The 26186-nt window shown below is 73.6% G+C and carries 26 protein-coding genes; 13 read left to right on the top strand and 13 right to left on the bottom strand.

The genetic code is table 11. The annotated features are described in order from the left end of the window. The first annotated feature begins 7 nt into the window (after positions 1-7). From BS75_RS34475 to BS75_RS34460, 4 genes are read left to right on the top strand one after another with little or no spacing between them, the layout of a single operon-like run. Positions 8-1507, top strand: a complete 1500-nt coding sequence (locus BS75_RS34475) for an APC family permease (RefSeq protein ID WP_042437103.1) — start codon at positions 8-10, stop codon at positions 1505-1507. Further along, on the top strand, positions 1504-1941 hold the full coding sequence (locus tag BS75_RS34470) for a hypothetical protein (RefSeq protein ID WP_034091025.1): 438 nt from the start codon (positions 1504-1506) through the stop codon (positions 1939-1941). Before BS75_RS34475 ends, BS75_RS34470 begins: the two co-directional genes overlap by 4 nt. Before the next feature lie 40 nt (positions 1942-1981). Beyond that, positions 1982-3328, top strand: coding sequence for a dipeptidase (locus tag BS75_RS34465; protein WP_034091024.1), 1347 nt, complete (start codon positions 1982-1984; stop codon positions 3326-3328). Beyond that, on the top strand, positions 3325-4284 hold the full coding sequence (locus tag BS75_RS34460) for a cation diffusion facilitator family transporter (RefSeq protein ID WP_034091023.1): 960 nt from the start codon (positions 3325-3327) through the stop codon (positions 4282-4284). The genes BS75_RS34465 and BS75_RS34460 overlap by 4 nt, the downstream gene beginning before the upstream one ends. Positions 4285-4291: 7 nt before the next feature. Here the strand turns inward: BS75_RS34460 and BS75_RS34455 are convergent, their stop codons facing one another. From BS75_RS34455 to BS75_RS34430, 6 genes are all read right to left on the bottom strand, one after another. Then, entirely contained in the window at positions 4292-6592 is a 2301-nt protein-coding gene (locus tag BS75_RS34455; protein ID WP_231607980.1) for a molybdopterin-dependent oxidoreductase, read from the bottom strand. 99 nt (positions 6593-6691) lie between these two features. Then, on the bottom strand, positions 6692-7930 hold the full coding sequence (locus BS75_RS34450) for a styrene monooxygenase/indole monooxygenase family protein (RefSeq protein WP_034091021.1): 1239 nt from the start codon (positions 7928-7930) through the stop codon (positions 6692-6694). 74 nt (positions 7931-8004) lie between these two features. Continuing rightward, positions 8005-8580, bottom strand: a complete 576-nt coding sequence (locus BS75_RS34445; protein ID WP_034094368.1) for a GTP-binding protein — start codon at positions 8578-8580, stop codon at positions 8005-8007. Positions 8581-8605: 25 nt separating this feature from the next. Next, positions 8606-9028, bottom strand: a complete 423-nt coding sequence (locus tag BS75_RS34440; protein WP_034091020.1) for a DUF742 domain-containing protein — start codon at positions 9026-9028, stop codon at positions 8606-8608. Beyond that, the gene (locus BS75_RS34435) at positions 9028-9525 is read right to left on the bottom strand and encodes a roadblock/LC7 domain-containing protein (protein WP_052070076.1); all 498 of its coding nucleotides are present in this window, start codon (positions 9523-9525) and stop codon (positions 9028-9030) included. Before BS75_RS34435 ends, BS75_RS34440 begins: the two co-directional genes overlap by 1 nt. Further along, entirely contained in the window at positions 9522-10763 is a 1242-nt protein-coding gene (locus BS75_RS34430) for a sensor histidine kinase (RefSeq protein ID WP_034091019.1), read from the bottom strand. Before BS75_RS34430 ends, BS75_RS34435 begins: the two co-directional genes overlap by 4 nt. A 211-nt stretch (positions 10764-10974) precedes the next feature. On the opposite strand from BS75_RS34430, the gene htpX reads away from it, so the two are divergent. Further along, positions 10975-11883, top strand: a complete 909-nt coding sequence (gene htpX, locus BS75_RS34425; protein ID WP_034094366.1) for a zinc metalloprotease HtpX — start codon at positions 10975-10977, stop codon at positions 11881-11883. A 220-nt stretch (positions 11884-12103) separates the two neighbouring features. Here the strand turns inward: htpX and BS75_RS34420 are convergent, their stop codons facing one another. After that, positions 12104-12322 carry a hypothetical protein gene (locus BS75_RS34420; RefSeq protein ID WP_156164322.1) on the bottom strand — a complete coding sequence of 73 codons (219 nt, stop codon included), beginning with the start codon at positions 12320-12322 and terminating at the stop codon, positions 12104-12106. A 45-nt stretch (positions 12323-12367) separates the two neighbouring features. Beyond that, positions 12368-12556, bottom strand: a complete 189-nt coding sequence (locus BS75_RS34415) for a hypothetical protein (protein WP_034091017.1) — start codon at positions 12554-12556, stop codon at positions 12368-12370. A 237-nt stretch (positions 12557-12793) separates the two neighbouring features. On the opposite strand from BS75_RS34415, the gene BS75_RS34410 reads away from it, so the two are divergent. After that, entirely contained in the window at positions 12794-13306 is a 513-nt protein-coding gene (locus BS75_RS34410) for a glycoside hydrolase family 16 protein (RefSeq protein ID WP_052070074.1), read from the top strand. A 16-nt stretch (positions 13307-13322) separates the two neighbouring features. Here the strand turns inward: BS75_RS34410 and BS75_RS34405 are convergent, their stop codons facing one another. Further along, positions 13323-15653: a lysylphosphatidylglycerol synthase transmembrane domain-containing protein gene (locus BS75_RS34405; RefSeq protein ID WP_034091016.1), complete on the bottom strand. Its 2331-nt coding sequence runs from the start codon at positions 15651-15653 to the stop codon at positions 13323-13325. 368 nt (positions 15654-16021) lie between these two features. Between BS75_RS34405 and BS75_RS34400 the strand changes: the two genes are divergently transcribed. Further along, positions 16022-17200 carry a 5'-methylthioadenosine/S-adenosylhomocysteine nucleosidase family protein gene (locus BS75_RS34400; protein ID WP_052070073.1) on the top strand — a complete coding sequence of 393 codons (1179 nt, stop codon included), beginning with the start codon at positions 16022-16024 and terminating at the stop codon, positions 17198-17200. A gap of 126 nt (positions 17201-17326) precedes the next feature. Here BS75_RS34400 and BS75_RS34395 read toward each other — a convergent pair whose 3' ends face one another. Then, complete coding sequence (locus tag BS75_RS34395) at positions 17327-17674, bottom strand: hypothetical protein (RefSeq protein WP_152645641.1); 348 nt, start codon at positions 17672-17674, stop codon at positions 17327-17329. A 163-nt stretch (positions 17675-17837) separates the two neighbouring features. Between BS75_RS34395 and BS75_RS34390 the strand changes: the two genes are divergently transcribed. From BS75_RS34390 to BS75_RS34380, 3 genes are all read left to right on the top strand, one after another. Further along, positions 17838-18287 (top strand): MarR family winged helix-turn-helix transcriptional regulator, encoded by a 450-nt coding sequence (locus BS75_RS34390; protein WP_034091014.1) that lies wholly within the window; start codon positions 17838-17840, stop codon positions 18285-18287. After that, on the top strand, positions 18284-19705 hold the full coding sequence (locus tag BS75_RS34385) for an MFS transporter (protein ID WP_034091013.1): 1422 nt from the start codon (positions 18284-18286) through the stop codon (positions 19703-19705). Before BS75_RS34390 ends, BS75_RS34385 begins: the two co-directional genes overlap by 4 nt. Before the next feature lie 65 nt (positions 19706-19770). After that, entirely contained in the window at positions 19771-20352 is a 582-nt protein-coding gene (locus BS75_RS34380) for a hydrolase (RefSeq protein WP_034091012.1), read from the top strand. A 92-nt stretch (positions 20353-20444) separates the two neighbouring features. Here BS75_RS34380 and BS75_RS34375 read toward each other — a convergent pair whose 3' ends face one another. After that, entirely contained in the window at positions 20445-21227 is a 783-nt protein-coding gene (locus BS75_RS34375) for a VOC family protein (protein ID WP_034091011.1), read from the bottom strand. A gap of 355 nt (positions 21228-21582) precedes the next feature. Here BS75_RS34375 and eda point away from each other — a divergent pair, with 355 nt between their 5' ends. Then, complete coding sequence (gene eda, locus BS75_RS52340; protein ID WP_231607979.1) at positions 21583-22218, top strand: bifunctional 4-hydroxy-2-oxoglutarate aldolase/2-dehydro-3-deoxy-phosphogluconate aldolase; 636 nt, start codon at positions 21583-21585, stop codon at positions 22216-22218. Next, on the top strand, positions 22215-23183 hold the full coding sequence (locus tag BS75_RS34365; protein WP_034091010.1) for a sugar kinase: 969 nt from the start codon (positions 22215-22217) through the stop codon (positions 23181-23183). Before eda ends, BS75_RS34365 begins: the two co-directional genes overlap by 4 nt. A gap of 50 nt (positions 23184-23233) precedes the next feature. Here BS75_RS34365 and BS75_RS34360 read toward each other — a convergent pair whose 3' ends face one another. After that, positions 23234-24160 carry an NADP-dependent oxidoreductase gene (locus BS75_RS34360; protein ID WP_034091009.1) on the bottom strand — a complete coding sequence of 309 codons (927 nt, stop codon included), beginning with the start codon at positions 24158-24160 and terminating at the stop codon, positions 23234-23236. Positions 24161-24314: 154 nt separating this feature from the next. Here BS75_RS34360 and BS75_RS34355 point away from each other — a divergent pair, with 154 nt between their 5' ends. After that, on the top strand, positions 24315-25019 hold the full coding sequence (locus BS75_RS34355) for an N-acyl homoserine lactonase family protein (RefSeq protein WP_034091008.1): 705 nt from the start codon (positions 24315-24317) through the stop codon (positions 25017-25019). Positions 25020-25029: 10 nt separating this feature from the next. Here BS75_RS34355 and BS75_RS47235 read toward each other — a convergent pair whose 3' ends face one another. Continuing rightward, positions 25030-25752 carry a DUF4232 domain-containing protein gene (locus BS75_RS47235; RefSeq protein ID WP_160312222.1) on the bottom strand — a complete coding sequence of 241 codons (723 nt, stop codon included), beginning with the start codon at positions 25750-25752 and terminating at the stop codon, positions 25030-25032. Between the last annotated feature and the right edge of the window lie 434 nt (positions 25753-26186).

Raw genomic sequence — 26186 nt, 5'->3', positions numbered from 1 at the left:
TCGACGCGTGAGTGCCATGGACGTCCCCGCCGAACGGGACAGCGAACTGGATGCAGCCCCGCCGCCGGCCCGGACCGCCGCGGCGGCCGCCCCGAGAATGAGCTGGGTCACCCTGGCCCTGATGACCACCAGCTCGGTGGCCAGTCTGCGGGCCGCACCCACCATGGCCGTCTACGGGCTGGCCTGCGTCTTCCTCTACGTGCTTCCGGCGATCGTGTTCCTGCTGCCGACGGCGCTGGTCTCGGCCGAGCTGGCCTCGGGCTGGGAGGGCGGGGTCTACCGCTGGGTCTCCGAGGGGCTCTCCAAGCCGCTCGGCTTCCTCGCCGTCTGGTGCCAGTTCGCCATGACCATCTTCTACTACCCCAGCCTGCTGGCCTACGTCGCGAGCACCATCGCCTACGTGGTCAACCCCAAGCTGGCCAGCAACGGCCTCTACACCGCCATCGTGATCATGGTGCTGTACTGGACCGGCGTCTGGGTCTCCGCGCGCGGCACCGGCGCCGTCGCCGGGCTGTCCTCCATGGGGCTGATCATCGGCACCCTGATCCCCGGTGTCCTGCTGGTCGTGCTCGGCCTGGTCTTCCTCGGCCAGGGCAACCCCTCGGCCGCGCCGATGACCACCGGCAACATCCTGCCGCCCTGGGCCGGGCTGGCCAGCCTGGTGCTGATCGTCAACAACTTCCTCAGCTACTCCGGCATGGAGATGAACGCCGTCCACGTCTCCTCGCTGAAGAATCCGGGCCGGGAGTTCCCCCGGTCGATGTTCCTGGCGTCGAGCATGGTGCTGCTGATCTTCGTGCTGCCGGCCCTGGCGATCAGCTGGGTCGTCCCCTCCGCCCAGCTCAGCCTGACCGCCGGGGTGATGCAGGCCTTCGACTCCTTCTTCCAGTACTTCCACGTCGGCTGGCTCACCCCGGTGATCGCGGTCGCGCTGATCGCCGCCTCGCTCGGCGGGATGCTCACCTGGCTGGCCGGCCCGTCCAAGGGGCTGCTGCTGATCTCCCGGCAGGAGGGCTACCTGCCGCCGTTCCTGCAGAAGCTCAACAAGAACGGCATCCAGCAGAACATCCTGGTCTCCCAGGGCGTCGTGACCACGGTGATCGCCCTGGCCTACGCCTTCATCCCGGACGTCTCCAGCGCCTACTGGATCTTCTCGGTGATCACCACCCAGGTCTACCTCATCGTCTACCTGCTGATGTTCGCCGCCGCCATCCGGCTCCGGCGCACCCAGCCGGACCACCCGCGCGGCTACCGCGCGCCCGCGCTGGTGCTGATCGCCGCCGTCGGGCTGGTGGCCTCGCTCGCCGCGATGGTGATCGGCTTCGTCCCCTCCTCCCAGTTCGGCGGCGGCAGCACCTGGCGCTACATCGCGATCGTCGGCGGCGGGCTGGTGCTGCTCGGCCTGATCATCCCGGGGCTCTTCCTCAAGCTGCGCAAGCCGGGCTGGCAGAACCCGGACCCGGACGAGGGTCCGACGGCCCGCACCGGTGGGGAGGCCGCCGCATGAAGCGCAGCCTGATGGCCTCCCGGCACCGCTGGATCTACGTGGGCGCGATCGTGGTGCTGGTCGGCATGCTGGTCGGCGGCCTGCTCGTCTTCAGCGGGGTCAAGTCCTCCTCCGCCGCCAACAAGAAGGCCCAGCAGCTCTCCACCAAGCTCCGGGACGCCGGCTTCCCCACGCCCGACCAGGGCGAGATCGCCCGGACCCTGGGCACCGACGGCGGCGCGGTCTGCCACGACCCCTCCGGGGCGCTGAACCAGGCCCAGTGGAAGGAGTCCATGTCGAACGGGGCGACCGGTCCCGGTCAGCGCGCGGTCCTCGCCGACAAGGACGTGGTCGACGCCGAGCTGCTGGTGCTGGAGGTCTACTGTCCGGACCAGGTCCCGGAGTTCCGCAAGAAGCTGCACGACCTGAACCTGGACGACACCGCCCACGAGTGACCCCGACCACCGAAGACGCGCGAGGAAGTGGAGCAGCCGCATGAGTGGCGACGACCTGAAGTCCCGTATCGCCGGGCTGATGCCCCGGGCCAAGGCCGACCTGGCCGAGCTGGTCGCGATCCCCTCGGTCGCCGACCCGCGCCAGTACCCGCCGGAGCGCTGCCGGGAGGCGGCCGAGTGGCTGGTGGCGGCGTTCACCGAGGCCGGCCTCCCGGACGTCCGGCTGGAGCCGACCCCGGACGGCAGCCTCGCGGTGATCGGCCACCGGCCGCCGCCGCCCGGGGCTCCGACCGTCATGCTCTACTGCCACTACGACGTCCAGCCGCCGCTGGACGACGCGGCCTGGACCTCGCCGCCGTTCGAGCTGACCGAGCGGGACGGCCGCTGGTACGGGCGCGGGGCGGCCGACTGCAAGGGCAATGTGGTGATGCACCTGACCGCCCTGCGGGCGCTCGGCGACGACCTCGCCGTCGGCATCGTGCTGGCCGCCGAGGGCTCCGAGGAGCAGGGCACCGGCGGGATGGAGGAGTTCGTCCCGCCGCACGCGGACGAGCTGCGCGCGGACGTGCTGCTGGTCTGCGACACCGGCAACGCCGCCGTCGGCGTGCCGACCGCCACCACCAGCCTGCGCGGGGTGACCAACCTGGTGGTGAGCGTGTCGGCGCTGAAGGGCGACATGCACTCGGGGATGTTCGGCGGCGCGGCCCCGGACGCCCTGGCGGCGCTGATCCGGATGCTGGACTCGCTGCGCGACCCGGACGGCGGAACCCGGATCGACGGCCTGGACTGCGGCGGTGCCTGGGACGGGGTCGACTACGACGAGAAGCAGTTCCGGACCGACGCGGGCGTGCTGGACGGGGTCGAGCTGATCGGCTCGGGCACGGTCGCCGACCGGCTGTGGGCCCGTCCCGCGGTGACGGTGCTCGGCATCGACTGCGCGCCGGTGGTGGGCTCCGCCGCGGCGATCCCGGCGAGCGTCCGGGCCCGGGTCAGCCTGCGGGTGCCGCCGGGGATCGACGTCGGGGCGGCGCAGCGGGCGCTGGCGGCGCACCTTCGGGCGGCGGCGCCCTGGGGCGTGCTGGTGGAGGTGGAGCCGGAGCAGGCGGGCGCGCCGTTCCGGGCGGACACCTCGGGACCGGCGTACGCGACGCTGGACGCGGCGATGCGCGAGGTCTACGGCCGGCCGATGTCCCGGCAGGGGCAGGGCGGCTCGATCCCGCTCTGCAATGTGCTGGCCAGGACGTTCCCGGAGGCGGAGATCGTGCTGATGGGCGTGGAGGAGCCGCGCTGCCTGATCCACGCGCCCAACGAGAGCGTGGACCCGGCCGAGATCGAGCACATGGCGCATGTCGAGGCGCTGTTCTTGAGCAGGTTCGGGCGCGGATGAGCACCTCCGGGGGCAGCCGGGCGATCGTCGCGGCGCTGGGGGCGAACCTCGCCATCGCGGTGGCGAAGTTCGTCGCCTTCGCCTTCAGCGGCTCCTCCTCGATGCTCGCCGAGGGCGTCCACTCGCTCGCCGACTCGGGCAACCAGGTGCTGCTGCTGGTCGGCGGGCGGCGGGCGCGCCGGGCCGCCGACGGCGAGCACCCGTTCGGCTACGGCCGCGAGCGCTACATCTACGGCTTCCTGGTGTCGATCGTGCTGTTCACCCTGGGTGGGGTGTTCGCGCTGTACGAGGGCTACGAGAAGATCCGCACCCCGCATCCGGTGGACCACTGGTACTGGCCGGTGGGGGTGCTGGTGTTCGCGGTGGTCGCCGAGGGGTTCTCGTTCCGCACCGCGGTCCACGAGTCGCGGCCGGCCAAGGGCGACCGGTCCTGGGTGCAGTTCGTCCGGACCGCGAAGGCGCCGGAGCTGCCGGTGGTGCTGCTGGAGGACTTCGGCGCGCTGATCGGCCTGGTGCTGGCGCTGATCGGGGTGGGCCTGGCGGTGCTGACCGGCCACGGCGTCTGGGACGGCGTGGGCACGCTCGGCATCGGGGTGCTGCTGGTCTGCATCGCCGTGGTGCTGGCGGTCGAGACCAAGTCGCTGCTGCTGGGCGAGTCGGCCGGGGCGGACGCGCTGGAGCGGATCCGCGCGGCGCTGGTGGACGGCGGTTCGGTGACCCGGATCATCCATATGCGCACCCTGCACCTGGGTCCTGAGGAACTGCTGGTGGCCGCGAAGATCGCGGTGCCGGCCGAGGCCACGGCGGCGGGCGTGGCCGCGACCATCAACGCGGCCGAGGCCCGGGTCAGGGCGGCCGAGCCCAGCGCCCGGGTGATCTATCTGGAGCCCGACGTCTACGACGAGGCCCGGGCCGCCGCCGGGCCCGACCCGGCGGCCACCCCCGGCGGGCGCTGACCCGGGATCAGACCGGGCGCGCCTCCACCGGGCGCACCTCCACCGGGATGCCGTTCAGGACCGCCGTCCCCGACAGCCGGTCCAGCGGCAGCTCGTCGGTCAGCCGGTTGCTGTTGACGCCGGGGCTGCGGGCGGCCAGCGCCGAGCGGGTCGCCGGGTCGTCGTGGCCCCAGCCGTGCGGCAGGCTGACCACGCCCGGCATCACCGTGTCGGTCACCTCGGCCTCGGCCTCCAGCTCCCCGGTCCGGGAGCGCACCGCCACCGCCGTGCCGTCGGCGACGCCCAGCCGGGCGGCGTCCTCGGGGTGGAGCTGGAGGGTGCAGCGGTTGCTGCCGCCGGCCAGCAGCGGGACGTTGTGCATCCAGGAGTTGTTGGAGCGCAGCTGACGGCGGCCGACCAGCAGCAGCCCGCCGCCGGGCGCGGCCGTCAGCTCGGCCAGGTGCTCGGCCAACAGCCGCGCCTCGTCCAGCAGTTGCGGGGGCGCCAGCTCGACCTTGCCGCTGGGGGTGCGCAGCACGCCGGGCAGCCGGGGGCGCAGCGGGCCGAGGTCGAGGCCGTGCGGGGCGGCTTCGAGGACGGCCAGGCTCAACCCCTCGGGCTTGGCCCCGAAGCCGTCGCCGTAGGGCCCGCCGCGCAGCATCAGGTCCAGCAGCCGTTCCTGGCGCGGCCGGTGGGCGACGGCGGCGAGCAGCTCGGCCGGGTCGCGGCCGTACGCCGGGGAGGAGGGGTCGGCGGCGATCCGCCGGGCGGTCGCGGCGGCGGTGAGCTCGTCCAGCTGGTCGGGGGTGACGCCCTCCGGGCCGACCGCGCAGGCGAGCCGCAGCAGCACCTCGGCCTCGTCCAGGTCGTCCGGGCCGAGCGGCAGGCTGGGCAGGGAGTACTTGGCGGTGTTGCGGATCGCGAAGGAGGCGAAGACCAGGTCGTAGTGGCTGCGGGCGAGCGGGGAGGCGGCCGGCAGCACCACGTGTGCGTGCCGGGTGGTCTCGTTGAGGTAGGCGTCGACGCTGACCATGGCGTCCAGTGAGCCGAGGGCCGCGCCGAGCCGGGCGCTGTTGGGGGTGGACAGCGCGGGGTTGCCGGCCACGGTGACCAGGCCGCGCAGCCGGGTGCCGTCGGCGGCCGGCGAGTCGATCTCCTCGGCCAGCGCCCCGACCGGGAACTCGCCGAAGACGCTGGGCAGTTGCCGGACCCGGGTGCGGCGCGAGCCGGGGATCCTGACCCCGCGTCCGTGTCCGGGCTCGCCGGTGGTGGTCGGCGATCCGGCGGCCGGCTCCGGCCAGAGCACGCCGCCGGGGCGGTCCAGGTTGCCGGTGAGGGTGTTGACCACGTCCACCAGCCAGCTGGCGGCGGTGCCGAAGGCGGTGGTGGTGGTCCCGATCCGGCCGTAGACGGCGGCGCTGGGGGCGGCGGCCAGCTCCCGCGCCAGCCGGGCGACGGTCGCGGCCGGGACCCGGGTGGCGGTGGCGACCGCCTCCGGGGTGAACGGCCGCAGCGCGTCGGCGAGTCGGTCCAGTCCGTTGAGGTGCGGACCGGCCGACCCGGGGTCGGCCAGGCCCTCGGCCAGCAGGGTGCGGGCGATCCCGGCGAGCAGCAGCGCGTCGGTGCCGGGGCGGATCGCCAGGTGCTCGTCGGCGATCTCGGCGGTCCGGGTCCGGCGCGGGTCGACCACGACCAGCCGTCCGCCCCTGGCCCGCAGCGCCCGCAGCCGTCCGGGCAGGTCGGGGGCGGTGAGCAGGCTGCCGTTGGAGACCATCGGGTTGGCGCCGAGGATCAGCAGGTACTGGGTGCGGTCGAGGTCGGGAATGGCGATCGACAGGTCCGTGCCGTACATCAGTCCCGAGGCGACCTGCTTGGGCATCTGGTCGACGGTGCTGGCGCTGAACCGGTAGTCGGTGCCCAGCGCCTGGATCAGCACCCGGCTGTACAGCGACAGCGCGTGGTTGTGCACCACCGGGTTGCCGAGGTAGACGCCGACGCTGTCGCGCCCGTGCTCCCGCAGCAGCGGTCGGAGCAGCCGCCCGGCCTCGGCGAAGGCCTCGTCCCAGCCGACGGCGGTCCATCGGTCGCCGCGCCGGACCAGCGGTGTCCGCAGCCGGTCCGGGTCGGCGTGGAGCTCGCCGAGGGCGACGCCCTTGGGGCAGAGGTAGCCCCGGCTGAACGGGTCCTCCCGGTCCCCGCGCACGGTGACCCCGCCGGGGCCGCGGCCGTCGCCGCGCACGGTGACGGTCAGCCCACAGGTCGCCTCGCAGAGCGGGCAGGTCCGGTGGCTGACGGCGGACTCGGGCATACCAGCCGGTATGTTGCTCATGCCCGCGAGCGTATCCGTCCGCCGCCCTCGGCGACAGGGGAAACGCCAAGGGCGCCGCCCCCGGTGCGGGGAGCGGCGCCCTGGCGTCGGCGGAGCGGGTCAGCCCTGGGCGAGCGAGGCCAGGTAGGCGTCGGCGGCCTCCGGGGTGAAGAACCAGTTCGGGAAGTCCGAGGGGTTGTCGAAGCCGTTGGCGAAGCGGGCGGCGACCGGCGGGATCTGTCCGGCCGCGCCGATCAGGTTGAGCACGTGCTCCGGCGGCGGCATCAGCATGGCGTTGGTCCACGCGGTGACGTCGCTCGCGGTGGAGCTCCAGTACGACTCGAAGGTCGCCTCCATGAAGGCCCGGTCGAACGGCTGGTCGCCGTGGGCGCGGATGGACTCCAGGTAGCTGGTGGCGCACTTGGACGCGCTGTTGGAGCCCTGGCCGGTGATCGGGTCGTTGGCGACGACGACGTCCGCCACGCCCAGCACCACGCCGCCGCTGGGCAGTTCGCCCACCGCGCGGCGGACGACGGGGGTGTAGCGGCCGGCCAGGGTGGCCCGCTCGTCGGTCAGCTCGACGCCGCCGGCGGCGCGCTCGTACTCCCAGGGGGTGTACGTCCGCATCAGTTCGAGGGTCCGCTTGAGCTGCTCCTCCGGGGCGACGGCGGGCTCGAAGACGTCGAGCGGGCCGCCGGGTATGCCCTCCCAGAAGAGGATGTCGCAGGGGCCGGAGAGGGTGAGCGCGGGGATGACGAACAGCTCGCCGACGCCGGGGACCAGGTTGCAGCGGACGGCCGCGAAGTCGTGCTCGGGGCGCGGCGCGAGGCCGTGGACGTAGGAGACCGAGAGCGCGCGCTGCGGCGAGGTGAAGACGGAGCGCTCCTCGTCCCGGGCGAACATCGAGACCAGCTCGCCCTTGCCGGCCGCGACCAGGGTCAGGTCGTAGCCGCGCACCAGCAGGTCGAGGTCGGAGACGGTGACGCCGTTGACGACGACCTTGCCGCCGCGCTCGGCGAACAGCTCCAGCCAGGCCGGCATCTTCACGCGCTGGTCGACGGACTGCGCCGGGCCGTCGAGGCGGCCGACCCAGTCGATGACCCGGGCCGACTCGGGACCGCTGACGGAGACGCCGAGCCCCTGGACCAGGGGCGCCTGGGCGTCCCAGAGGTTGAGGCCGAGGTCGCGCTCGTGGCTCAGCGCGGTGTTGAACATGCACTGGGTGGACAGCACGCGGCCGGCCCGGATCTCGTCCGGGGTGCGGTCGGTCATGACGGTGACGTCGTGGCCGTCGCCCTGCAGGCCGAGCGCGAGCTGCAGCCCGGCCTGGCCGGCGCCGACGATGAGGATCTTCGCCATGGGAGGCTCCTAATGAGGGTGCTTTGGGGGGCGTCGGCGCAGCGCTGGGGGGGAGGACCGGCGCCGACGGGGGGTCAGTCCCGGTCGGACAGGGCGTCCATGGAGAGGGTGTGCTCCACCAGGGCCGCGAGGGTCTGCGCGGCCGAGACCCGGGAGCGGGCGTCGCACCACAGCAGCGGCACGTTCGGCGACAGGCTCATCGCGTCCCGGATCTCCTGGTCCCCGTAGGTGGGGGCGCCGTCGAAGAGGTTGACGGCGACGACGAAGGGCAGCCCGCTGCTCTCGAAGTAGTCGATCGCCGGGAAGCTGTCGGCGAGCCGGCGGGTGTCGGTCAGCACGATCGCGCCGACCGCGCCCCGGGCCAGGTCGTCCCACATGAACCAGAAGCGGCGCTGGCCCGGTGCGCCGAAGAGGTACAGCACCAGGTCGGCGGCGAGGTGGACGCGGCCGAAGTCCATCGCCACCGTGGTGGTGGTCTTGGTGCTGCCGTCCATCAGGTAGTCGCTGCCGCTGGCGGCCTCGGTCATCACCGCCTCGGTCTTCAGCGGCGTGATCTCGGAGACCGCGCCGACCAGGGTGGACTTGCCGACGCCGAAGCCGCCGGCGATGACGATCTTCGCCGAGGTGATCGGCAGCTCGGTCAGCGGGATCCCGCCGGGGGCGGACGCGGTGGGGTCAGGCGAGGTCACGGAGGCCTCCGAGGATGCGCTCCAGCACCATGCGGTTGGGGCGGACGGGAGCGGCGATGGACGATCCCCCGCCGGAACGCACCGAGACGGACGCGCCGTGGACGCGGATGCGTCCGGCGTCCACCAGGTCGCTCACCCACACCCGGACCACGCCGAGCGGCAGCCGCAGCAGCGCCGACACCTCGGCGATGGAGCGCATCTGCCCCTGGCACAGGTCGCAGATCTGCTCCAGCTCGGGCAGGGCGGGCAGGACCGGGCCGTGCGGCTGGTAGACCGCCGAGATCAGCGTCTCCACCAGCAGCACCTGGCCGAAGCGGGTGCGGCCGCCGGTGAGGGCGTAGGGGCGGACCCGGGCGGGTCGGCGCGGCTGCCCGGGCAACGAGTGCTGTCCTGCGGGTGTCTGCGGCATCACCGGGTCATCTCCTGTCCGGGCACGCCCCGGAGTTCGCGGCGTAGTTGCGTGGTCAGCACGTGCCCGGCCCGCTCCACCAGCCTGGCCAACTGGTAGCCGACGACGCTCAGGTCGCAGTCGGCGGTGGTGTAGGCGGCCAGGCAGGTGGTCGCGTCGACGGACATCAGCAGCAGCGTCCCGTCCTCCAGGGTGACCACGGTGCGCCGCAGTCCGCCGAAGCCCAGCAGCTGCGACATGCCGCCCGAGAGGGCCGTCAGTCCGGCCGCCAGGGTGGCCAGTTCCTCGGCCGGAGAGTGCTCGTCGGCCGCCACCAGCGGCAGGCCGTCGGTGGACACCAGGGCCAGCGAGCGCATCCCGTGGGTGGTCACCAGGACGTCGCTGAGCAGCCAGCGCAGCCGCTGCATCGGCGCCGCGTCGTGGGCCGCTCCGGGGTCGACCGCGCTGCCGGGCGGGCCGCTGGGGCCCCGGTAGGTCCCGTCCGTGCCGATGGTCATCGCTCGTCCTCTCCGGCGCGTTGCGGCGCGGCGGCCCGTACCCCGTGCTGGAAGCCGCCGAGCCGGCGGCGCAGTTCCTCGGCCGCGGCGCCTGCGGAGGCCGGGGCGCCGGCTCGGCCGGGCTCGCCGCCCTCGTGGCTGCGGACGCGCTGGCCGCTCTCCCCCGGCACCCGCTTCGGCAGCCCGTCGGGGCCGACGGCCTCGGCGGTCCGGCGCGGTCCGGGGACGGCGGCGAGCGGACGGGTGTGCTGGGCGGTCGCTGCCGAGACCTGCTCCTGCCAGGCCACGGCAGCGGCCGCGGCGACGGGCTCCGGGGCCGGGGCGGCGGTGAACACCGAGGCGGGGACGGCGACCAGGGCGGTGGTCCCGTCGGCGGTGGCGCTGTGCCGCAGCTGCACCCGCAGCCCGTGCCGACGGGCGAGGACGGTCACCACCTGGAGCCCCATGCTGCGGACGGTGGTGGCGTCGGGCGCGGCCGGGATGTCGGCGGGCGCCGCGAGCCGGGCGTTGAGCTGGTGCAGCAGCTCGTCGGGCAGGCCGATGCCGCGGTCGACCAGGGTGACCATCAGTTCGCCGCCCTGGAGCTGCCAGGCGGTGACCGTGACCGGCTCGGTCGGCGGCGAGAAGGCGGTGCCGTTCTCCAGCAGTTCGGCGAAGAGGTGACTCAGGTCCTCGGCGACGTCGGGCCGGATCCAGAGCTGCGGCACCGGGGTGAGGTGGACCCGCTCGTAGCGCTCGATCTCGGACAGCGCGGCGCGGAGCACGTCCAGCAGCGAGGTCGGCGACTGGTGCTGGACGGCCGCGGCCGGGCGCTGGTGGGCGTGGCCGCCGAGCAGCAGCATGTTCTCGCCGTTGCGGCGCATCCGGGTCGCGAGGTGGTCGAGCCGGTAGAGCTGCTCCAGCCGGGCCGAGTCCGGCTCGCCGCTTTCCATGCCTTCGAGCAGACCGAGTTGGCGCTCCACCAGGCCGAGGGTGCGCAGTGCCAGGTTGGCCAGGGCCTCGCCGCTCTCCGCCTCGCGGTTCCGTGCGGCGGTGTTCAGCTCGTCGCGCTCGGCGGCGAGTTGCACCGCCCGGTTCTGCAGCTGCAGATGAGCCCGCTCCATCTGGGTCTGCGCCAGCTCCGCCTGCCGCGCCTGCTCCCGGTGGCGTTCGGTCGCCTTGCGCGCCCGGGCGAGTTGCACGCCGAGCACCAGTGCGACCGCCAAGGCCGCAGCGGCAATGGCGATGGATATGTACACAGGACCCCGCAGTCTGCACAGCAAGCGGTCAACTCAATGGAATCATCCTTCACTCCCATCACATCACACGCGGCATTCCGCTTTCCAGTCGGGTCACACTCCGATACGCGATCCTGTCTCCCCCGGTCAGGCATGACGGACTGTCACTCGGGGAATCGCCCTACTGTCGGCGGAGCCGCCGACTGGTTCCCCCGGGGCGGAGTCGATGGCCATGCATTCACGCTTCTCGCCCGACCGGCAGCTGACGGTACGCATGCTGACCGTCCTCTTCCTGCTCGGGCTGCTGTACGTGGCGTTCATCGCCGCGCTGATCGTCCTGCTGAAGAACACGGCACTGGTGGTGCTGGTCGTCGTCGCGCTGCTGCTGGCCCAGTTCTGGTTCTCGGACCGGATCGCCCTCTTCGCGATGCGGGCCGTCGAGGTGACACCGGAGCAGCAGCCGCACCTGCACGGCGCGGTGGACCGGCTGTGCACCCTCGCCGACATGCCGAAGCCTCGGATCGCGGTGGCCAGGACACCGCTGCCGAACGCCTTCGCCACCGGTCGCAGCCCCGACCACGCGGTGCTCTGCGTGACCACCGGCCTGCTCGACCGGCTGGACGAGGACGAGTTGGAGGGCGTGCTGGCGCACGAGCTCTCGCACGTGGCGCACCGGGACGTCGCGGTGATAACCCTCGCCTCCTTCCTCGGCGTCCTGGCCGGGCTGCTGGTCCGCTTCACCCTCTACGCGGGCCTGCTGGGCGGGCGCGGCCGGCGGGCCAACCAGAACACCGCGCTGGTGATGGTCGCGGTGATGGGCGTCTCCGTCGCCGTCTACACCGTCAGCTTCCTGCTGATCCGGGCCCTGTCCCGGTACCGGGAGCTGGCCGCCGACCGCTCGGCGGCGCTGCTCACCGGCAAGCCCTCGGCCCTGGCCTCGGCGCTGACCAAGGTCAGCGGGGACATCGCGCTGATCCCGGGCAAGGACCTGCGCACGGCGCAGAACCTGAACGCCTTCTTCTTCGCCCCCGCGCTGACCAGGGAGCGCAGCCTGGCCAACCTGCTGTCCACCCACCCGACGCTGGAGCGCCGGCTGGAGGCCCTGGCCAGGATCGCGGTCGACCTGGGCCGCAGCGGCTGACCGCCGGCACCGGCCCCTGCCGAACGGGTGATCCTGCCGTTCGACCGCCGGAGCGGGCCCGCTTTCGCGGCCCGCTCCGGCACCGGCCTCTACGCCCGGTTCACAATCGAACGCCGGACTCCCAGTTGGCACGAAACATCACGATCTAGACACGCCCTGCGGCATCGTGGAGGGCCACGCAGGCCACTTGCGAAGGAGTTCAGATGTCGCACCACGCCCGTCACCGGCGTCCGGCGGAACGAACAACGGCCTCACGCACCGCCCTGACGCTCGCCTTCACCGGGGCCACCGCGGCGCTGCCGCTGCTCCACGGCGTCCCGGTCCAGGCCGCCTCCCGCTCCGGCGGCCCGGTCTCCACCGCGAAGCCCTCCTCCACCCCGGCCGCGGGCGCCCGGCCCACCGAGGTCGTCCACGTCGTCCGGCCCGGCGAGAACCTCACCGAGATCGCCAGGCACTTAGGGGTCAGCGGAGGTTGGCCGGCCGTCTACGCGGAGAACCGCACCACCATCGGCTCCGACCCCGACTTCATCCGCCCAGGTGAGCGGTTGCTGGTGACGGTGCCCGCCGCGCCACCGCGCAGCGGCCGGATCACCCGGCCGGGCCCGGTCCGCAGCGCCGCCGCACCGACCGCCGCCGCACCGGCCGCCCCGACCACCCCGACCACCCCGACCACCCCGACCGCACCGGCCGCACCGGCCGCCCCGGCCGCCCCGCCGCCCGGGCCGACGACGTCACCGGGGCGGTCCCCGCGCCCGACGGCATCCCCGGCAGCTGGACCTCGGTCTTCGACGACGAGTTCAACGGCAACAGCCTCGACACCGCCAACTGGAGCACCGGCTGGCAGGGTTCGGGCATCACCCAGCCGGTCGGGCCGACCGAGCAGGAGTGCTACGACCCCTCCGAGGTCAGCGTGGGCGGCGGCTACCTGCACCTGACCGCCGCCCCCAAGCCCGAGGAGTGCGGCGGGCAGATCCGCCCCTACGCCTCCGGCATGGTCACCACCGAGGGCCTGCACTCCTTCTCGCACGGCGCCTTCGAGGCCCGGGTCTATCTGCCCGCCTCCGCCGACGGCCAGGTCGCGAACTGGCCGGCCTGGTGGGTCGACGGCCAGAGCTGGCCCCAGGACGGCGAGATGGACATCATGGAGGGCCTGTCCGGAACGACCTGCTTCCACTACCACGACCCCTCCGGCGGCCCCGGCGGCTGCGCCGGCACCGGTCCCGGCTGGCACGTCTTCGGCGCCACCTGGGAGGGCGACCAGGTCACCTACTACTACGACGGCCACCAGGTCGGCACCCTCACCACCGACGGCAACAGCGCCCCGCAGTACCTGATCCTGAACAACGCGGTGGGCGGGGCCGGCGGGCAGAACACGGCGGACACCATGCTGGTCGACTACGTCCGGGTCTGGCAGCAGAGCTGACGGCTCGGTGGCGGGGTCACAGCGCCTCGCGCCGCTGGAGCCAGAGGAAGGAGAGCCAGCCCGGCAGCAGCGGCAGCCAGAAGGTCAGCACCCGGAACAGCAACACCGAGGTGAACGCCTCCGCGTAGGAGATCCCGGTGGTCTGCACCAGCGCGCCGCTGAGCAGCGCCTCCACCGGTCCGACGCCGCCCGGCGTGGGCACCGCCGAGCCGAGCGCGCCGCCGACCAGGTTGGCCACCGCGACCGCGGCGAAGCCGGGGTGCAGCCCGAACGCCCGCAGGCAGCAGTCCAGGCAGGCCGCCGAGACCAGCGAGATCAGCAACTGGCCGACCACTCCGACGGCCAGTCGGCCCGGGTGCTGGAGCATGTCCAGCAGCCTCGGCACCACGTCCGAGAACAAGGGCTGGAGCCGGGCCGCCGCCAGCCGCCGCAGCGGTGGCACCCCGGCCGCGATCAGCGCCAGCACCGCAGCCACCAGCAGCCCGGTGATCAGCGCCGGGGAGATCGACAACGAGGTCCCGTAGTGGACGCTGGCCAGGTAGCCGAAGACCATGATCAGCAGCAGGTGCAGCACCAGGCCGACCACCTGCGCCGCGCCGACGCTGGCGATGGCCTTGCGCGGCGCGATGCCGGCCTTCTGCAGGAACCGGGCGCCGATCGCCATCCCGCCCACCCCGCTGGGCGTCACCACGTTGACGAACGCCCCGGCGAGCTGGACCAGCAGCACCCGGGCGGAGCTCAGCGACTCCGGCACGAAGCCGACGAAGCTCATCGCCGCCGCGACGAACCCGAGCACCGAGGCGAGCGCGGCCAGCGCGATCCAGCCGCCCTGCGCCGCCGCCAGCACCGTGAACGGATCGCCGCTGCGGCTGGAGAGCTGGAGCAGCAGGTAGTACCCGGCGACCGCGCCGCCGAGCGCGCTGACCCAGACCCGGGGGCGCAGCCGCTCCAGCCGGACCGGTTCGACCGGCGACTCGGGCCGGGTCCGCAGGATCTCGCCCCGGATCGCCGCCAGTTGCTCCCGGTCGGCCCGGGTCGCCCGGTTCAGTGCCAGCGGCTGGAGCAGCGCGACCGCCGAGCCGACCCGGTCCGGGCCGAGCACGGCGAAGGCGGCGGCGACGGCCCGCTCCGGTCCGACCCGGAGCGCGGTGGTGGTGAGCAGCTGGGCGAGGTCGATCCGGAGGGTCAGGTCCCCGGCCGCGATGTCGCCGTCCTCCAGGTCGACCAGGTGGACCCGGGGCCGTCCCTCGGCGTCGGGGACGACCAGCACGGCGGCCGGGACCAGCGCGCGGTGGGCGATCCGCCGGGTGTGCAGCAGGGCCAACTGCTGCCAGACGTCGGTGAGCAGCTCGTCCGTCAGCTCCTCGTCGGCGAGCAGGTCCAGGGTCCGGCCGCCGAGCGGCTCGTAGACGGCGATCGCGGCGTCCGGGCCGAGGTCGGCGGTGACGATCAGCCGCCGGGTGCGCACCCCGGCCGCCTGCGCGGCGTAGCAGAGCAGGGCCTCCTGCTGCAGCGCGCCGCGCGGTGACAGCAGGCTGCGCCGCTGCGGCGCGGTGCGCAGCCGCAGGTGCCGCCAGGCGCGGCGGAAGAAGCCGGAGGAGGAGGCCTCCCGGTCGAGCAGCATCACGTCCAGGTCGGGCCGGTCGCCCTGCTGCCGGACCAGGTAGCGGTGCGGTTCGTGGGCCGGGATGCCGGGTGTGCGGACCACCTCGACCGGCAGCAGGCCGGTCTGCCGCAGCGCGGCGCAGAGCGTCCCGGTGGTCAGCCGTGCATTGGGCGAACCGAGGGCGTAGGCGGTGCCGTTGGCGACGGTCCAGCCGATCAGCGGCGCCAGCAGTAGCGACAGGACGTCGGAGCGGTGGTCGGCCAGCGCGGTCAGCCCGCCGAGGATCAGCAGCCCGGTCAGCACGGCCAGCCAGCGCAGCCGTTCGGCGACCCCGGCGGTGACCAGGTAGGCCACCACCGGCGCGGTGTAGCCGAGGACCGGGTGGGTGGGCGCGACGGCGAGCGCCAGGCCGTAGGCGGGGACGGCGGCGAGGACGCCGTCGGCGGCCCGGCGGCGGTCGCCCTGGAGCACCAGCAGCAGTCCGAAGGCGACCGGCAGCAGCAGCACCGCGAGGGTGGTGAAGGAACCGGCGATCTCCAGCAGCAGCCTCGGCAGCCGCTCGGCCTGGTGCTCGGCGTCGGCGTTGAGCCCGCCGGCGGTGGAGCGGGCGTTGTCGGCGAGGAACAGCACCGCGCCGACCAGGACCAGTCCGAGCAGACAGCGGATCAGGGCCTCGGGCCGACGGGCCCGGGGCGACAGCAGGAGCTCTCCGGGTTCGACGACTGCCCCCTGCCGTTTCACCCGGCACGGTGCGCCGGAACCGAATTGTCCGCGCCCACGCTATCGGAGACCGGAGCGGCGAACGGGCCCGGCGGCAGCCGGGTCGCTCCGCAACGCGCACCGGAATTGGCGCGACTGACAGATCGTCCGCCATTTTTACGTCCCTTTCTCTGTTCTTACCTTTCTCCTTCCTCGGCCCGCCCAGCACCCCGAAAGGATTTCCGGTGACCCGTCCCGGGATATCCGCCCGACGGTCGAAACGCCGCAATTCGGGCACGCCGAACGGCCGTTGGCACGCCAGACATGTGCCTGACACATCCACGGTCAACTCGTTCCGCTAGCGTTCCGAACTTGTGCGTTCGACCCGCAGCGATTTTCGAGGAGACCTGATGCGCATCCGCAAGAGCCGGATAGCCGTACTGACAGCGACCGCCGCCCTGGTGGCCGGAGCGGCCGCGGCCGGCGTGGGCACGGCCGCGACCGCCCAGGCGGACCCGCACCTCGCACCGGTCGGCATCGTCAGCGCGGACGGCGAGGAGCAGGCCGCCGTCCTGGCCGAGATGCACGTCAGTGGACATGTCGACATCGCGGGCTACCGCTACTACCAGGGCACCATCGCCGGCCGCCCGGTGGTCGACGTGGCGAGCGGCGAGAAGGACGAGAGCGCCGAGCTGGCCACCTGGCTGCTGGACACCACCTTCCACCCCCGCGCCACCCTCTTCTCCGGCACCGCCGGCGCCCAGAACGCCGCGATCAACGTCGGCGACGTGACCCTGGCCGGGTACGTGGTGGACAAGTCCGACATCCACTACCAGGCCGGTGGCGACCAGACCGCCTACACCGGGATCGAGATCCACAACACCGGCGGCTCCGACATCGCCGGCGCGGTCGTCAGCGGCTACGGCGACAAGTACCCGACCCCGGCCGACGCCGCCCACTACACCGAGTCCACGGACAAGTCCTGGGTCTATGTCGCCGCCTTCGCCGGCAGCCGACAGCTGGTCACCACCGGCGAGCACACCGCCCTGGGCCGCACCACCCTCGCGGACGCCACCGGCGACACGAAGGCCACCGGCACCGTCGCCAACAAGATCGTGGTCGGCACCATCGGCGACGCCGATGTCTGGACCGAGCCGCTGAACGTGGTCGAGGCGCAGAACATGCTCTACCAGACCGACGCCGAGGAGAACGAGGGCACCGGCTTCGCCTACGCCAACGCCCAGGCCGGCGTCCCGTGGACGCTGGTGCGCGGCATCTCGGACACCCCCTGGTACCCGAACGCCTACGACCCGACGGAGGCCTCCCAGCACGCGGCGTCCGTGGTCGCCAACCTGGTCGCCCACCTGCCGGCCGCCGTCAGCCGCACCCCGGTCACCATGGCGGACCTCTCCCCGCTGGCCAACGCCCGCAAGGCGGGCTACCTGATCGCCAACGACGCCTACTTCACCACCTCCCCGGTCACCAAGGTCGGCTACACCGGCCCGACCGGCGCCCCGACCACGCTCACCGGCCCGGCCCTCGCCGCCCTGGAGTCCGAGTACACCTTCGGCGCGGTGCACCTCAAGTAGCTGCTGCACCTCAAGCAGCGCTGCACCTCAAGCAGCGCTGCACCCCGAGCAACGGCGCAGCTCCCCGACCGCGCAGCCCCGGTGACCGCCGCCGCCCGCGCCGCCACCCCCGTCGCCCGGCTCCGCTCAGGGCGACGGGGTGACGGCGCCCGTCACCGGCAACGGCTGGCCGTTCTTCCCGGAGGACGCCGCCTGCTGCTGGATGGCCGCGTTCCACCCGGCCATCCCCGTGAGCCGCGGACTCGGGGTCGGCCCGTTCGGCTGCATCCCCAAGGAGGCCGGGCTGGCCCCGCAGGCGAGCTGCTCCATGACGAACTTCTCGCGCGCCGGACTGAGGATGGGACCGGTGAACGCCTCAACGACCATCGTCGGGCCCGTACCCCTGCCGATCGGCGGGTGTGCCGCCGCGCATTCCGCGGCCGACATCGGGAGCGAGTCGCCCACCAGGCACCCCGCCGCCAGCAGCAGCACCATGGCCGCGACGGGCCAACCACCCCTGCGCACAGCCATTCCCAGCCCCCGTCCCACACCGCCGACCTCCCGGCCGATCCGCTCCGCAGCATAGCCACCGCCGCCCGGCCGCAGATTCCGTCAGTCCAAACTTGTAAGTTCAGGCTGATGAAATTACAGTGGGGGCATGGCCGAGAACCCGAAAGACATCCGCGAACCCGCCGCCCGCGCGGCGGGGGAGCTGCGCGTGCTGATCGGGCGGCTGCGGCGGACGCTGAAGGAGCTCGACCCGATCGACGGCCTGACGCCGACCCAGCTGTCCGTGCTCAGCCGCCTCCACAACGACGGCCCGGCCTCCCCCGGGGCGCTGGCCGCCGCCGACCGGGTCCGCCCGCAGTCCATGGGCGCGACCCTGGCGATCCTGGAGGAGCAGCAGCTGATCGAGCGCCGCCCCGACCCGGACGACGGCCGCCGCCAGGTGGTCTCGCTGACCGAGGAGGCCGTCGAGATCATCCGGGGCAGCCGCCGGCTGCGCGAGGAGTGGCTCGCCCGCGCCCTCCAGGAGCGCTACACCGAGGACGAGTTCCAGCTCCTGGTGCAGGCGCTCGGCCTGCTCGACCGGCTGATCGAACCGTGAGCCGGACCACCGCAGCCAGCACCAGCCGCGAGGACTCCCCCGCCGCGTCCGGTCAGGACTTCGACCGCCGGCTGACCCCGCCGCTGGTACTCGGCACACTGCTCAACCCGATCAACTCCTCGATGATCGCGGTGACGCTGGTCCCGATCGGCATAGCCTTCGGCGCCGCGCCCTCGACCACCCTGTGGCTGGTCTCCGCCCTCTACCTGGCCACCGCCGTCGGCCAGCCCGCCTTCGGGCGGCTGGTCGACCGGCACGGCTCCCGTCCGGTCTACCTGGCCGGCACCGCGCTGGTCGGCCTGGCCGGGCTGCTCGGCACCCTCGCCCCGTCCATCGGCATGCTGGTCCTGGCCCGGGTCCTGCTCGGCCTCGGCACCTGCGCCGCCTACCCGGCCGCGATGTCGCTGATCCGGAGCGAGGCCGCGCGCACCGGACGGAGCACCCCCGGCGGCATCCTCACCGCGCTGGCGGTGGCCGCCCAGGCCAGCGCCGCGATCGGCCCCACCCTCGGCGGGCTGCTGGTCGGCGCCGGTGGCTGGCGCACGGTCTTCGCGGTCAACATCCCGCTCTCGCTGGCCTGCCTGGTCCTCGGCCACCTGCGGCTCCCGCGCACCCCCGCCGGCGGCGACCGGCAGGCCGACCGGCCGCCGACGGCGCTGGACGTCCTCGGCATGGTCCTGTTCACCGGCACGGTCACCGCGGCGCTGCTGTTCCTGATGGCCCCGTCCGCCGCCCACTGGTACCTGCTGCTGGTCGCCGCCCTGCTCGCCGCCGCGCTGGCCGCGCGCGAGCTGCGGACCGCCGACCCGTTCATCGACCTGCGGATGCTCGGCGCCAACCGGCCGCTGCTGCTCACCTACGTCCGGCAGATCCTCTACTCGACCGTCACCTACTCCATGCTCTACGGCTTCACCCAGTGGCTGGAGCAGGGGCGCGGGCTGAGCGAGTCCGGCTCCGGGCTGATCATGCTGCCGCTGTCGCTCTCCGCCATCGGCGTCGCCACCCTCACCGGTCGGCGCAAGGAGATCCGCGGCAAGCTGGTCGTCGGCAGCAGTGTCGCGGCCGTGGCCGCGGCCATGCTGACGCTGCTCCGGTCGGGCTCGCCGATCTGGCTGCTGATCGTGGTGGCCGTGCTCTCCGGGTTGCCGCAGGGCCTGAACGGCCTGGCCAACCAGAACGCCCTCTACCGCCAGGCCCCGGCCGAGCGGATGGGCACGGCCTCCGGCCTGCTCCGGACCTTCCAGTACGGCGGCGCGATGATCGCCTCCGCCGCCATCGCCGGCGTCTTCCCGCACCGGGCGACCACCCACGGGCTGCATCTGCTGGCCCTGGCCATGCTGGTCTGCACCGGGCTGCTGCTGGCGATCACCCTGCTCGACCCCTCCCTCCGGCGCACCGCCCGGCGCGCCGGGGCCTGATGCCATCCCCCTCCCGACCAATCCCCCTCCCGATCGATCCCCTTCCGAAAGGCACGACCGTTCAGATGACCGCCACCACGCTCGACCCCAAGACCGCTCTCGTCCTGATCGACCTCCAGCGCGGCATCGCCGCCGCACCGACCGTCCCCGTCCCCGGCACCGAGGTCGTCGCCCGCGGCGTCGAGCTCGCCGAGGCCTTCCGCTCCCACGGCGCGCCCGTGGTCCTGGTCCGGGTCAGCTTCGCCCCCGACTTCTCCGACGCCGTCCCCGGCCGTACCGAGACCACCATGTCCGGCGGCCTGCCCGAGGGCTGGGACCTGATCGTCGACGAGCTGGAGGGCCACCCGGAGGACATCCGGGTCACCAAGCGCAACTGGGGCGCCTTCCACGGCACGGACCTGGACACCCAGCTCCGCCGTCGCGGCATCACCCAGATCGTCCTGGGCGGCATCGCCACCAGCATCGGTGTCGAGTCCACCGCCCGCGCCGCCCACGAGCACGGCTACCACGTCACCCTGGCGACCGACGCCATGGCCGACATGAACCAGGAGGCCCACGACAACAGCCTCGCCCGGATCTTCCCCCGCCTCGGCGAGAGCGCCACGACGGCGGAGATCATCGAGCTGCTCGCCAAGACCCGCGGCTGAGACCCCGCCGCCGGGACAGTGAGTGACCGGGTGGGAGGAGCGGGCGGATGCCTGCGCTCGTCCCACCCGGTGTCCAGTGGCCCCGCAGGTTGTCAGCCGGGCAGGGTGGCCAGGGTGAACGCCGCTCCGGACGGGTCCAGCACCGGGCACATCCGGCCGAAGGGCGAGTCGAAGGGCCCGCGCAGAACCGTGCCGCCGTTGGCGGCCACCGCCTCGGCGGCGGCGTCCACGTCCGTGACCGCGAAGTAGGTGGACCAGGCCGGCGGGCCGCCGCGCAGCACCTCAGCCGACGCGCGGTAGCGGCCGCAGACCGGGTTCTCGTCCGAGGGCAGCTTCCAGGTGGTGTAGTCGAAGTCGGCGCCGTCGCCGATCTGCTCCTGCCGGTAGCCGAAGAGCTCGCGGTAGAAGCGGTCGGCCCCGGCTCCGTCGGTGGTGTTCAGCTCGTTCCAGCACATCGCGCCGGGCTCGCCGTAGAGCTTGGCCCCGGCGTGCCCGCCGGCCTGCCACAGCGCGAAGCAGGCGCCGTCCGGGTCGAAGGCGAAGACCAGCCGCCCGGCCCCGGGGACCTCGTGCGGCCCCATCACCACCTTGCCGCCCGCCTGGTCGATCGTCTTCACCGCCGCGTCCGCGTCGCCGGTGGCCAGGTAGACGTTCCAGACCGGGGGCAGCCCCTCGGCCCCGGGCGGCGGCGGCATCAGCGCGGCGACCGGCTGCCCCTGCCACAGGCACATCGTGTAGTGGTTGTAGTCGGCACCGGTGTCCTGGAAGTCCCAGCCCATCACCGCACCGTAGAAGCTGCGGGAGGACTCCAGGTCGGGCGCGGTGAGATCGGCCCAGCAGGGAGCCCCGTCGGGATACGAACTGCGCTCGGGCATGGCGTACGCACCTCTCCAGTCGACACGGATACGGGCGCGCGACGGCGTCCCGCGGCCCCAGAATCCCCCTCCCCCCACCCGGCGGCAACCGCTCGCCCCCGTTCGGTCACAGCCGGTCACCGTCAGCCACGGTCGGCCACCGGCCCTGTCCACGATCCGGACCCCGCGCTTCCGTCCGGAACGGCCGTCTGCCAGGGTGAGCATGGTCTCGACCAGTACGGTTAAGGGGAGTTCCGTCGTGGATAGTGGCCAGGGCATACCGCGGACGCCGGGGCGGACGGCCGCGACGCCGACTGACGCAGCGTCACCGAGCGGACCGGAGCCGGGCCTTCTCGCACGGATCGAGGCGTTCGGCGTGGTCCCGGTGGTCGTCCTGGACGACCCGGACGACGCCCTGCCACTCGCCGACGCGCTGATCGCCGGCGGGCTGTGCTGCGCCGAGGTGACCCTGCGGACCCCCGCCGGGCAACTCGCGGTGGCCGCGATGGCCCGCCGGAGCGAACTGCTGCTGGGCGTGGGCACGGTGCTCGACCCCGAGCAGGTCGACCGCAGCGTGGCCGACGGCGCCGCGTTCGTGGTCTCCCCCGGCTTCGACGACGCCGTGGTCGAGCGCTGCCAGGAGCTCGGCGTGCCGGTGCTGCCGGGCACGGTCACCGCGACCGAGATCCAGCGGGCCCGCCGCGCCGGTCTCGGGGTGGTGAAGTTCTTCCCCGCCGAGACCTCCGGCGGACTCCCCGCACTCCAGGCCCTGGCCGCGCCCTTCCACGGGATGCGCTTCGTCCCGACCGGCGGCATCGGCCCGGCCAACGTCGGCAGCTACCTGCGCTGCCCGGCCGTACTGGCCGTCGGCGGCAGCTGGATGGTCCCGCGCGACCTGGTCCGCGAGCACCGCTGGGACGAGATCACCCGGCTGTCGGCCCGCGCCGTGCAGACCGTCGCCGAGTGCCGCGCCGAGTCCGTCCCCGCGCAGGTCGCGGCGGTGGCGTCATGACCGCGCCCCGGACCGGACTGGTCACCCTCGGCGAGACGATGGGCCTGGTCTCCGCCGTGGAGACCGGACCGCTCGACTTCGCCCGCAACTTCACCTACGGCATCGGCGGCGCCGAGAGCAATGTCGCCATCGGCGTCGCCCGGCTGGGCGCGCCCGCGAGCTGGCTCGGCCGGGTCGGCTCGGACGCCACCGGTGACCTGATCGAGCGGCGGCTGCGCGCCGAACAGGTCCGCACCGAGGCCATCCGCGACCAGGGCTTCACCGGCCTGATGCTCAAGCACCGCCGCTTCGGCACCGCCCTGCACGTCGACTACCACCGGGCCGGCAGCGCCGGATCGCGGCTGAGCCCGGCCGACATCCGCGCCGACTGGATCGAGTCGGCGGCGGTGCTGCACGTCACCGGCATCACCACCGCCCTGTCCGAGTCCGCGCGGGAGGCCGTCCGGCATGCCGTGGCGCTGGCCCGCGCGGCCGGGGTGACCGTCTCGGTCGACGTCAACCACCGCTCCAAGCTGTGGCCGAAGGAGGTGGCCGGACCGGTCCTGCGCGACCTGGTCGAGCAGGCCGACATCGTCTTCGCCGGCGTGGAGGAGGCGGAACTCGTGCTGGGCTGCGCGGAGGGCCGGCCGTTGCCGGTCCCCGAACTGGTCCGGGCGCTGGCCGACCTCGGCCCGCGCGAGGCGGTGCTCAAGGACGGCGCGCGCGGCTGCACCGCGCTGGTCGACGGCGTGCCCTACCGGGTCCCGGCGCTGAAGGTCGCCGTGGTCGACCCGGTCGGCGCGGGCGATGCCTTCGTGGCCGGCTACCTCGCCGAGCACCTGCTCGGCGGCACGGCCGAGCAGCGGCTGCGCACCGCGATCGCGGCCGGCGCCTTCGCGGTCACCGTCCCCGGCGACTGCGAGGGGCTCCCCCGCCGCGCCGAGCTCGACGCCCTCACCCTCACCGAGGAGGACGTCAGCCGCTGAGCGCCCCGGGCCGCCGAGCCCGCTGGGCCGCCGAGCGCCCAGGGCCCGCGCTAGGGCACGGTCACGATGACCTTGCCCCGGGTGTGCCCGTCCATGTTGAGCCGCTGGGCGTCGGCGGCCCGCTCCAGCGGGAACACCGCCGCGACGTCGACCGTGAGCTGGCCCTGCTCGGCAAGCCCGGCCAGCGCGGCGAGGTCCAGGGAGTCGGGGCGGACGAAGACGTAGCTCCCGCCGAGGCCCAGCACCGCGCCGTCGGCGACCGAGGCCAGCCGTCCGCCCGGGGCGAGCAGCGCGGGCGACTCCGCCAGCGCCTCGCCGCCGATCAGGTCGAGCACCGCGTCCACGCCCCCGGGCGCGAGCGCCCTGACCCGCTCGGCCAGGCCAGGACCGTACTCGACCGGCTCCGCGCCCAGGGCGCGGAGGTAGTCGTGGTTGCGGGCGCTCGCGGTGCCGATCACCCGCGCGCCCAGCGCCCGTCCGATCTGCACCGCCATCGAGCCGACCCCGCCGGCGGCGGCGTGCACCAGCAGCGTCTCCTCCGGGCGCAGCCGCAGGTGGCGGGTGAGCGCCTGGTAGCCGGTGAGCCCGGCCAGCGGCAGCCCGCCGGCCTGCTCGAAGGTCAGGTTGGCCGGCTTGGGCCCGAGCGTCCGGACGGGGGCGGCGACGTACTCGGCGAACGTCCCCCGGCGGACCACGTCCTCCCGGACGTAGCCGATCACCTCGTCCCCGGGCGCGAACTCGGTCACCCCGACGCCGACCTTCTCCACCACCCCGGCCAGGTCCCAGCCGGGGATCACCGGGAAGAAGGCGTCCAGGACCGGGTCCAGGTACCCGGCCTGGACCTTCCAGTCGACCGGGTTCACGGACGAGGCCCTGACCTTGACCAGGACCGCGTCCGCGCCGAGCTTGGGGTCCGGCACGTCGGTGTACTCCAGGACGTCAGGACCGCCGTAGTTGCGGTAGACGACGGCTTTCATGCGCTGCTCCTGCTCGAACGGGTGCAACTGCGGGGATGAGCCCAGCAGACCACGCCCGGCACCGTCCGGCGCGTCGGCGGCTCCTCCCACCGGCCGGCTCCGCTGTCGGCGGACAGCCCGTTGTGGGGCGGCGGCAGCGGAGCAGGATGGGCGGATGGCGACGAAGACGGCGGTGCGGCGGCTGGACCTGGGGTACTTCGTCCGGCCGGCCTCGGAGACCGGCGGCCCGCAGCCACGGGTGGAGCCCGTGCTCGGCTACCTGGTGCGGCGCGACGAGGGACTGATCCTCTTCGACACCGGCATCGGCGCCGTCGACCCGGGGACCGAGGCCCACTACCGGCCGCGACGCCGGCCGCTGGAGGCCGCCCTCGCCTCGGCCGGCGCCACCCTCACCGATGTCGACCTGGTCGTCAACTGCCACCTCCACTTCGACCACTGCGGCGGCAACGCCCTGCTGCCCGACCGGCCGATCCTGGTGCAGGCAACGGAGTTGGCGACGGCCCGCCGGGGCGGCCACACCGTCGACGCCCTGGTCGACTTCCCCGGCGCGACCTACCAGGAGTTCAGCGGCGAGGCCGAGGTCTGGCCCGGTGTCTGGATCATCCCGACCCCGGGACACACCGAAGGACACCAGTCACTGGTGGTCCGGCAGAGCGACGGAACGGTGCTGCTGGCCGGCCAGGCGCACGACTTCGCCTCCGAGTTCGGCTCCGACCAACTCGCCCGCACCGCCGCACTCGACGGTCTGGAACCACCCCTGCCCCGCTACCGGCCGTGGCTGGACCGGCTCGGCGACTTCGACCCGCGCCGCGTCCTCTTCGCCCACGACTGCTCGGTCTGGGAACCGGCCGACCGGTAGCGCGGAAGGGTCAGCTGCCGGTGCCGGGCACCACCGGATTGATCTCAAGGCTGGAGCAGATGCCCTGTCGGCCCACGACGGCCTGGCTCAGGACGATCGTGTCGGTGGTGTTCGGCGCCGTGGCCTCGAACGCGCCGGTGCCCGCGGGGTAGCAGGCGCTGCCGTCGTACAGGCGCCACTCGACCATCGCGGATGCGGTGGCGCCCGGGACGAGGGTGACCAGCGGTGGGCTGGTCAGAGGTGGCAGGTCGCCGCGGAACCCGTTCAGCACCCGGGTCGCGTCGATCAGGGTCCCCCCGTTCGCGATCGTCACGCCCGGATAGCCCTGCAGGGTGCAGGCGCGGTGGCCGATGTCGGTGAAGAGCACGGCCTCTGCCTGCAACGGCTGGCTCTGGGTTCCCGATCCCCAACTGGTACGGAGATCCGCGTTCCCGCACGGCGCGATGGTGCTTGCCGCGCCGGTTCCGGTCGACCGGAGAACGGCGGCGGTGGTCGTGACCGCAGCCGGCCTGGCGGTGGTGGCGGTCGTCGACGGCGCCGCGGTCGACGCGGCGGTCGACGGCGCGGCGGTCGACGGCGCGGCGGTCGCGGTAGCCGACGCGGTCGGGCCGGGCCCTGGCGTGTCAGCGGCAGCAGTGGCGCTGCCACTGCCGCTGCCCTGGCAACCGGTCAGCGAGGCACAGGCGACAGCGAGCAGGACGGCGCTGGGGAGCAACGTGCGGACAACGGGCACGGCAGGCCCTTTCTCTGAGTGCGACGGCAACCGGCACCGAAGGACAGGTGCACCAGATAGGGATACGCAGCCCGCCGGGCGGCAGTTGCAGGGCCCGTGTCACAAGCCGTACTGCACAACGGTCGCGGGAATATGATGTTCCGTCACCTGATCTGGCATCAGCCACTCGCACCTGCCGCGCAGATACCGACCCCCTCGTGCGGACGGCCCGCCCCGGGGCGCAGTTCTCCGAGATCCGGATGTGCCGCTCGCCCCACGCCTCGTAGGGCGACGCGACCTGGCGTACCAGGTTGCGGATGACGAAGTCGTGCAGCGCCGACCGGCCGGCCTGCAACACGATCTCGCCCGCCGGCAACTCCGCGTGCCAGCCTTCCGGCGGCTCGAAGCCGTCCCGGGTCCGGCGGATCCACCCGTACTCGGTGCTCCCGGTACGC

The organism is Streptacidiphilus albus JL83, assembly GCF_000744705.1.
Classification (GTDB): Bacteria; Actinomycetota; Actinomycetes; order Streptomycetales; family Streptomycetaceae; genus Streptacidiphilus; species Streptacidiphilus albus.
This window is presented reverse-complemented; position numbering and strand designations above follow the sequence as displayed.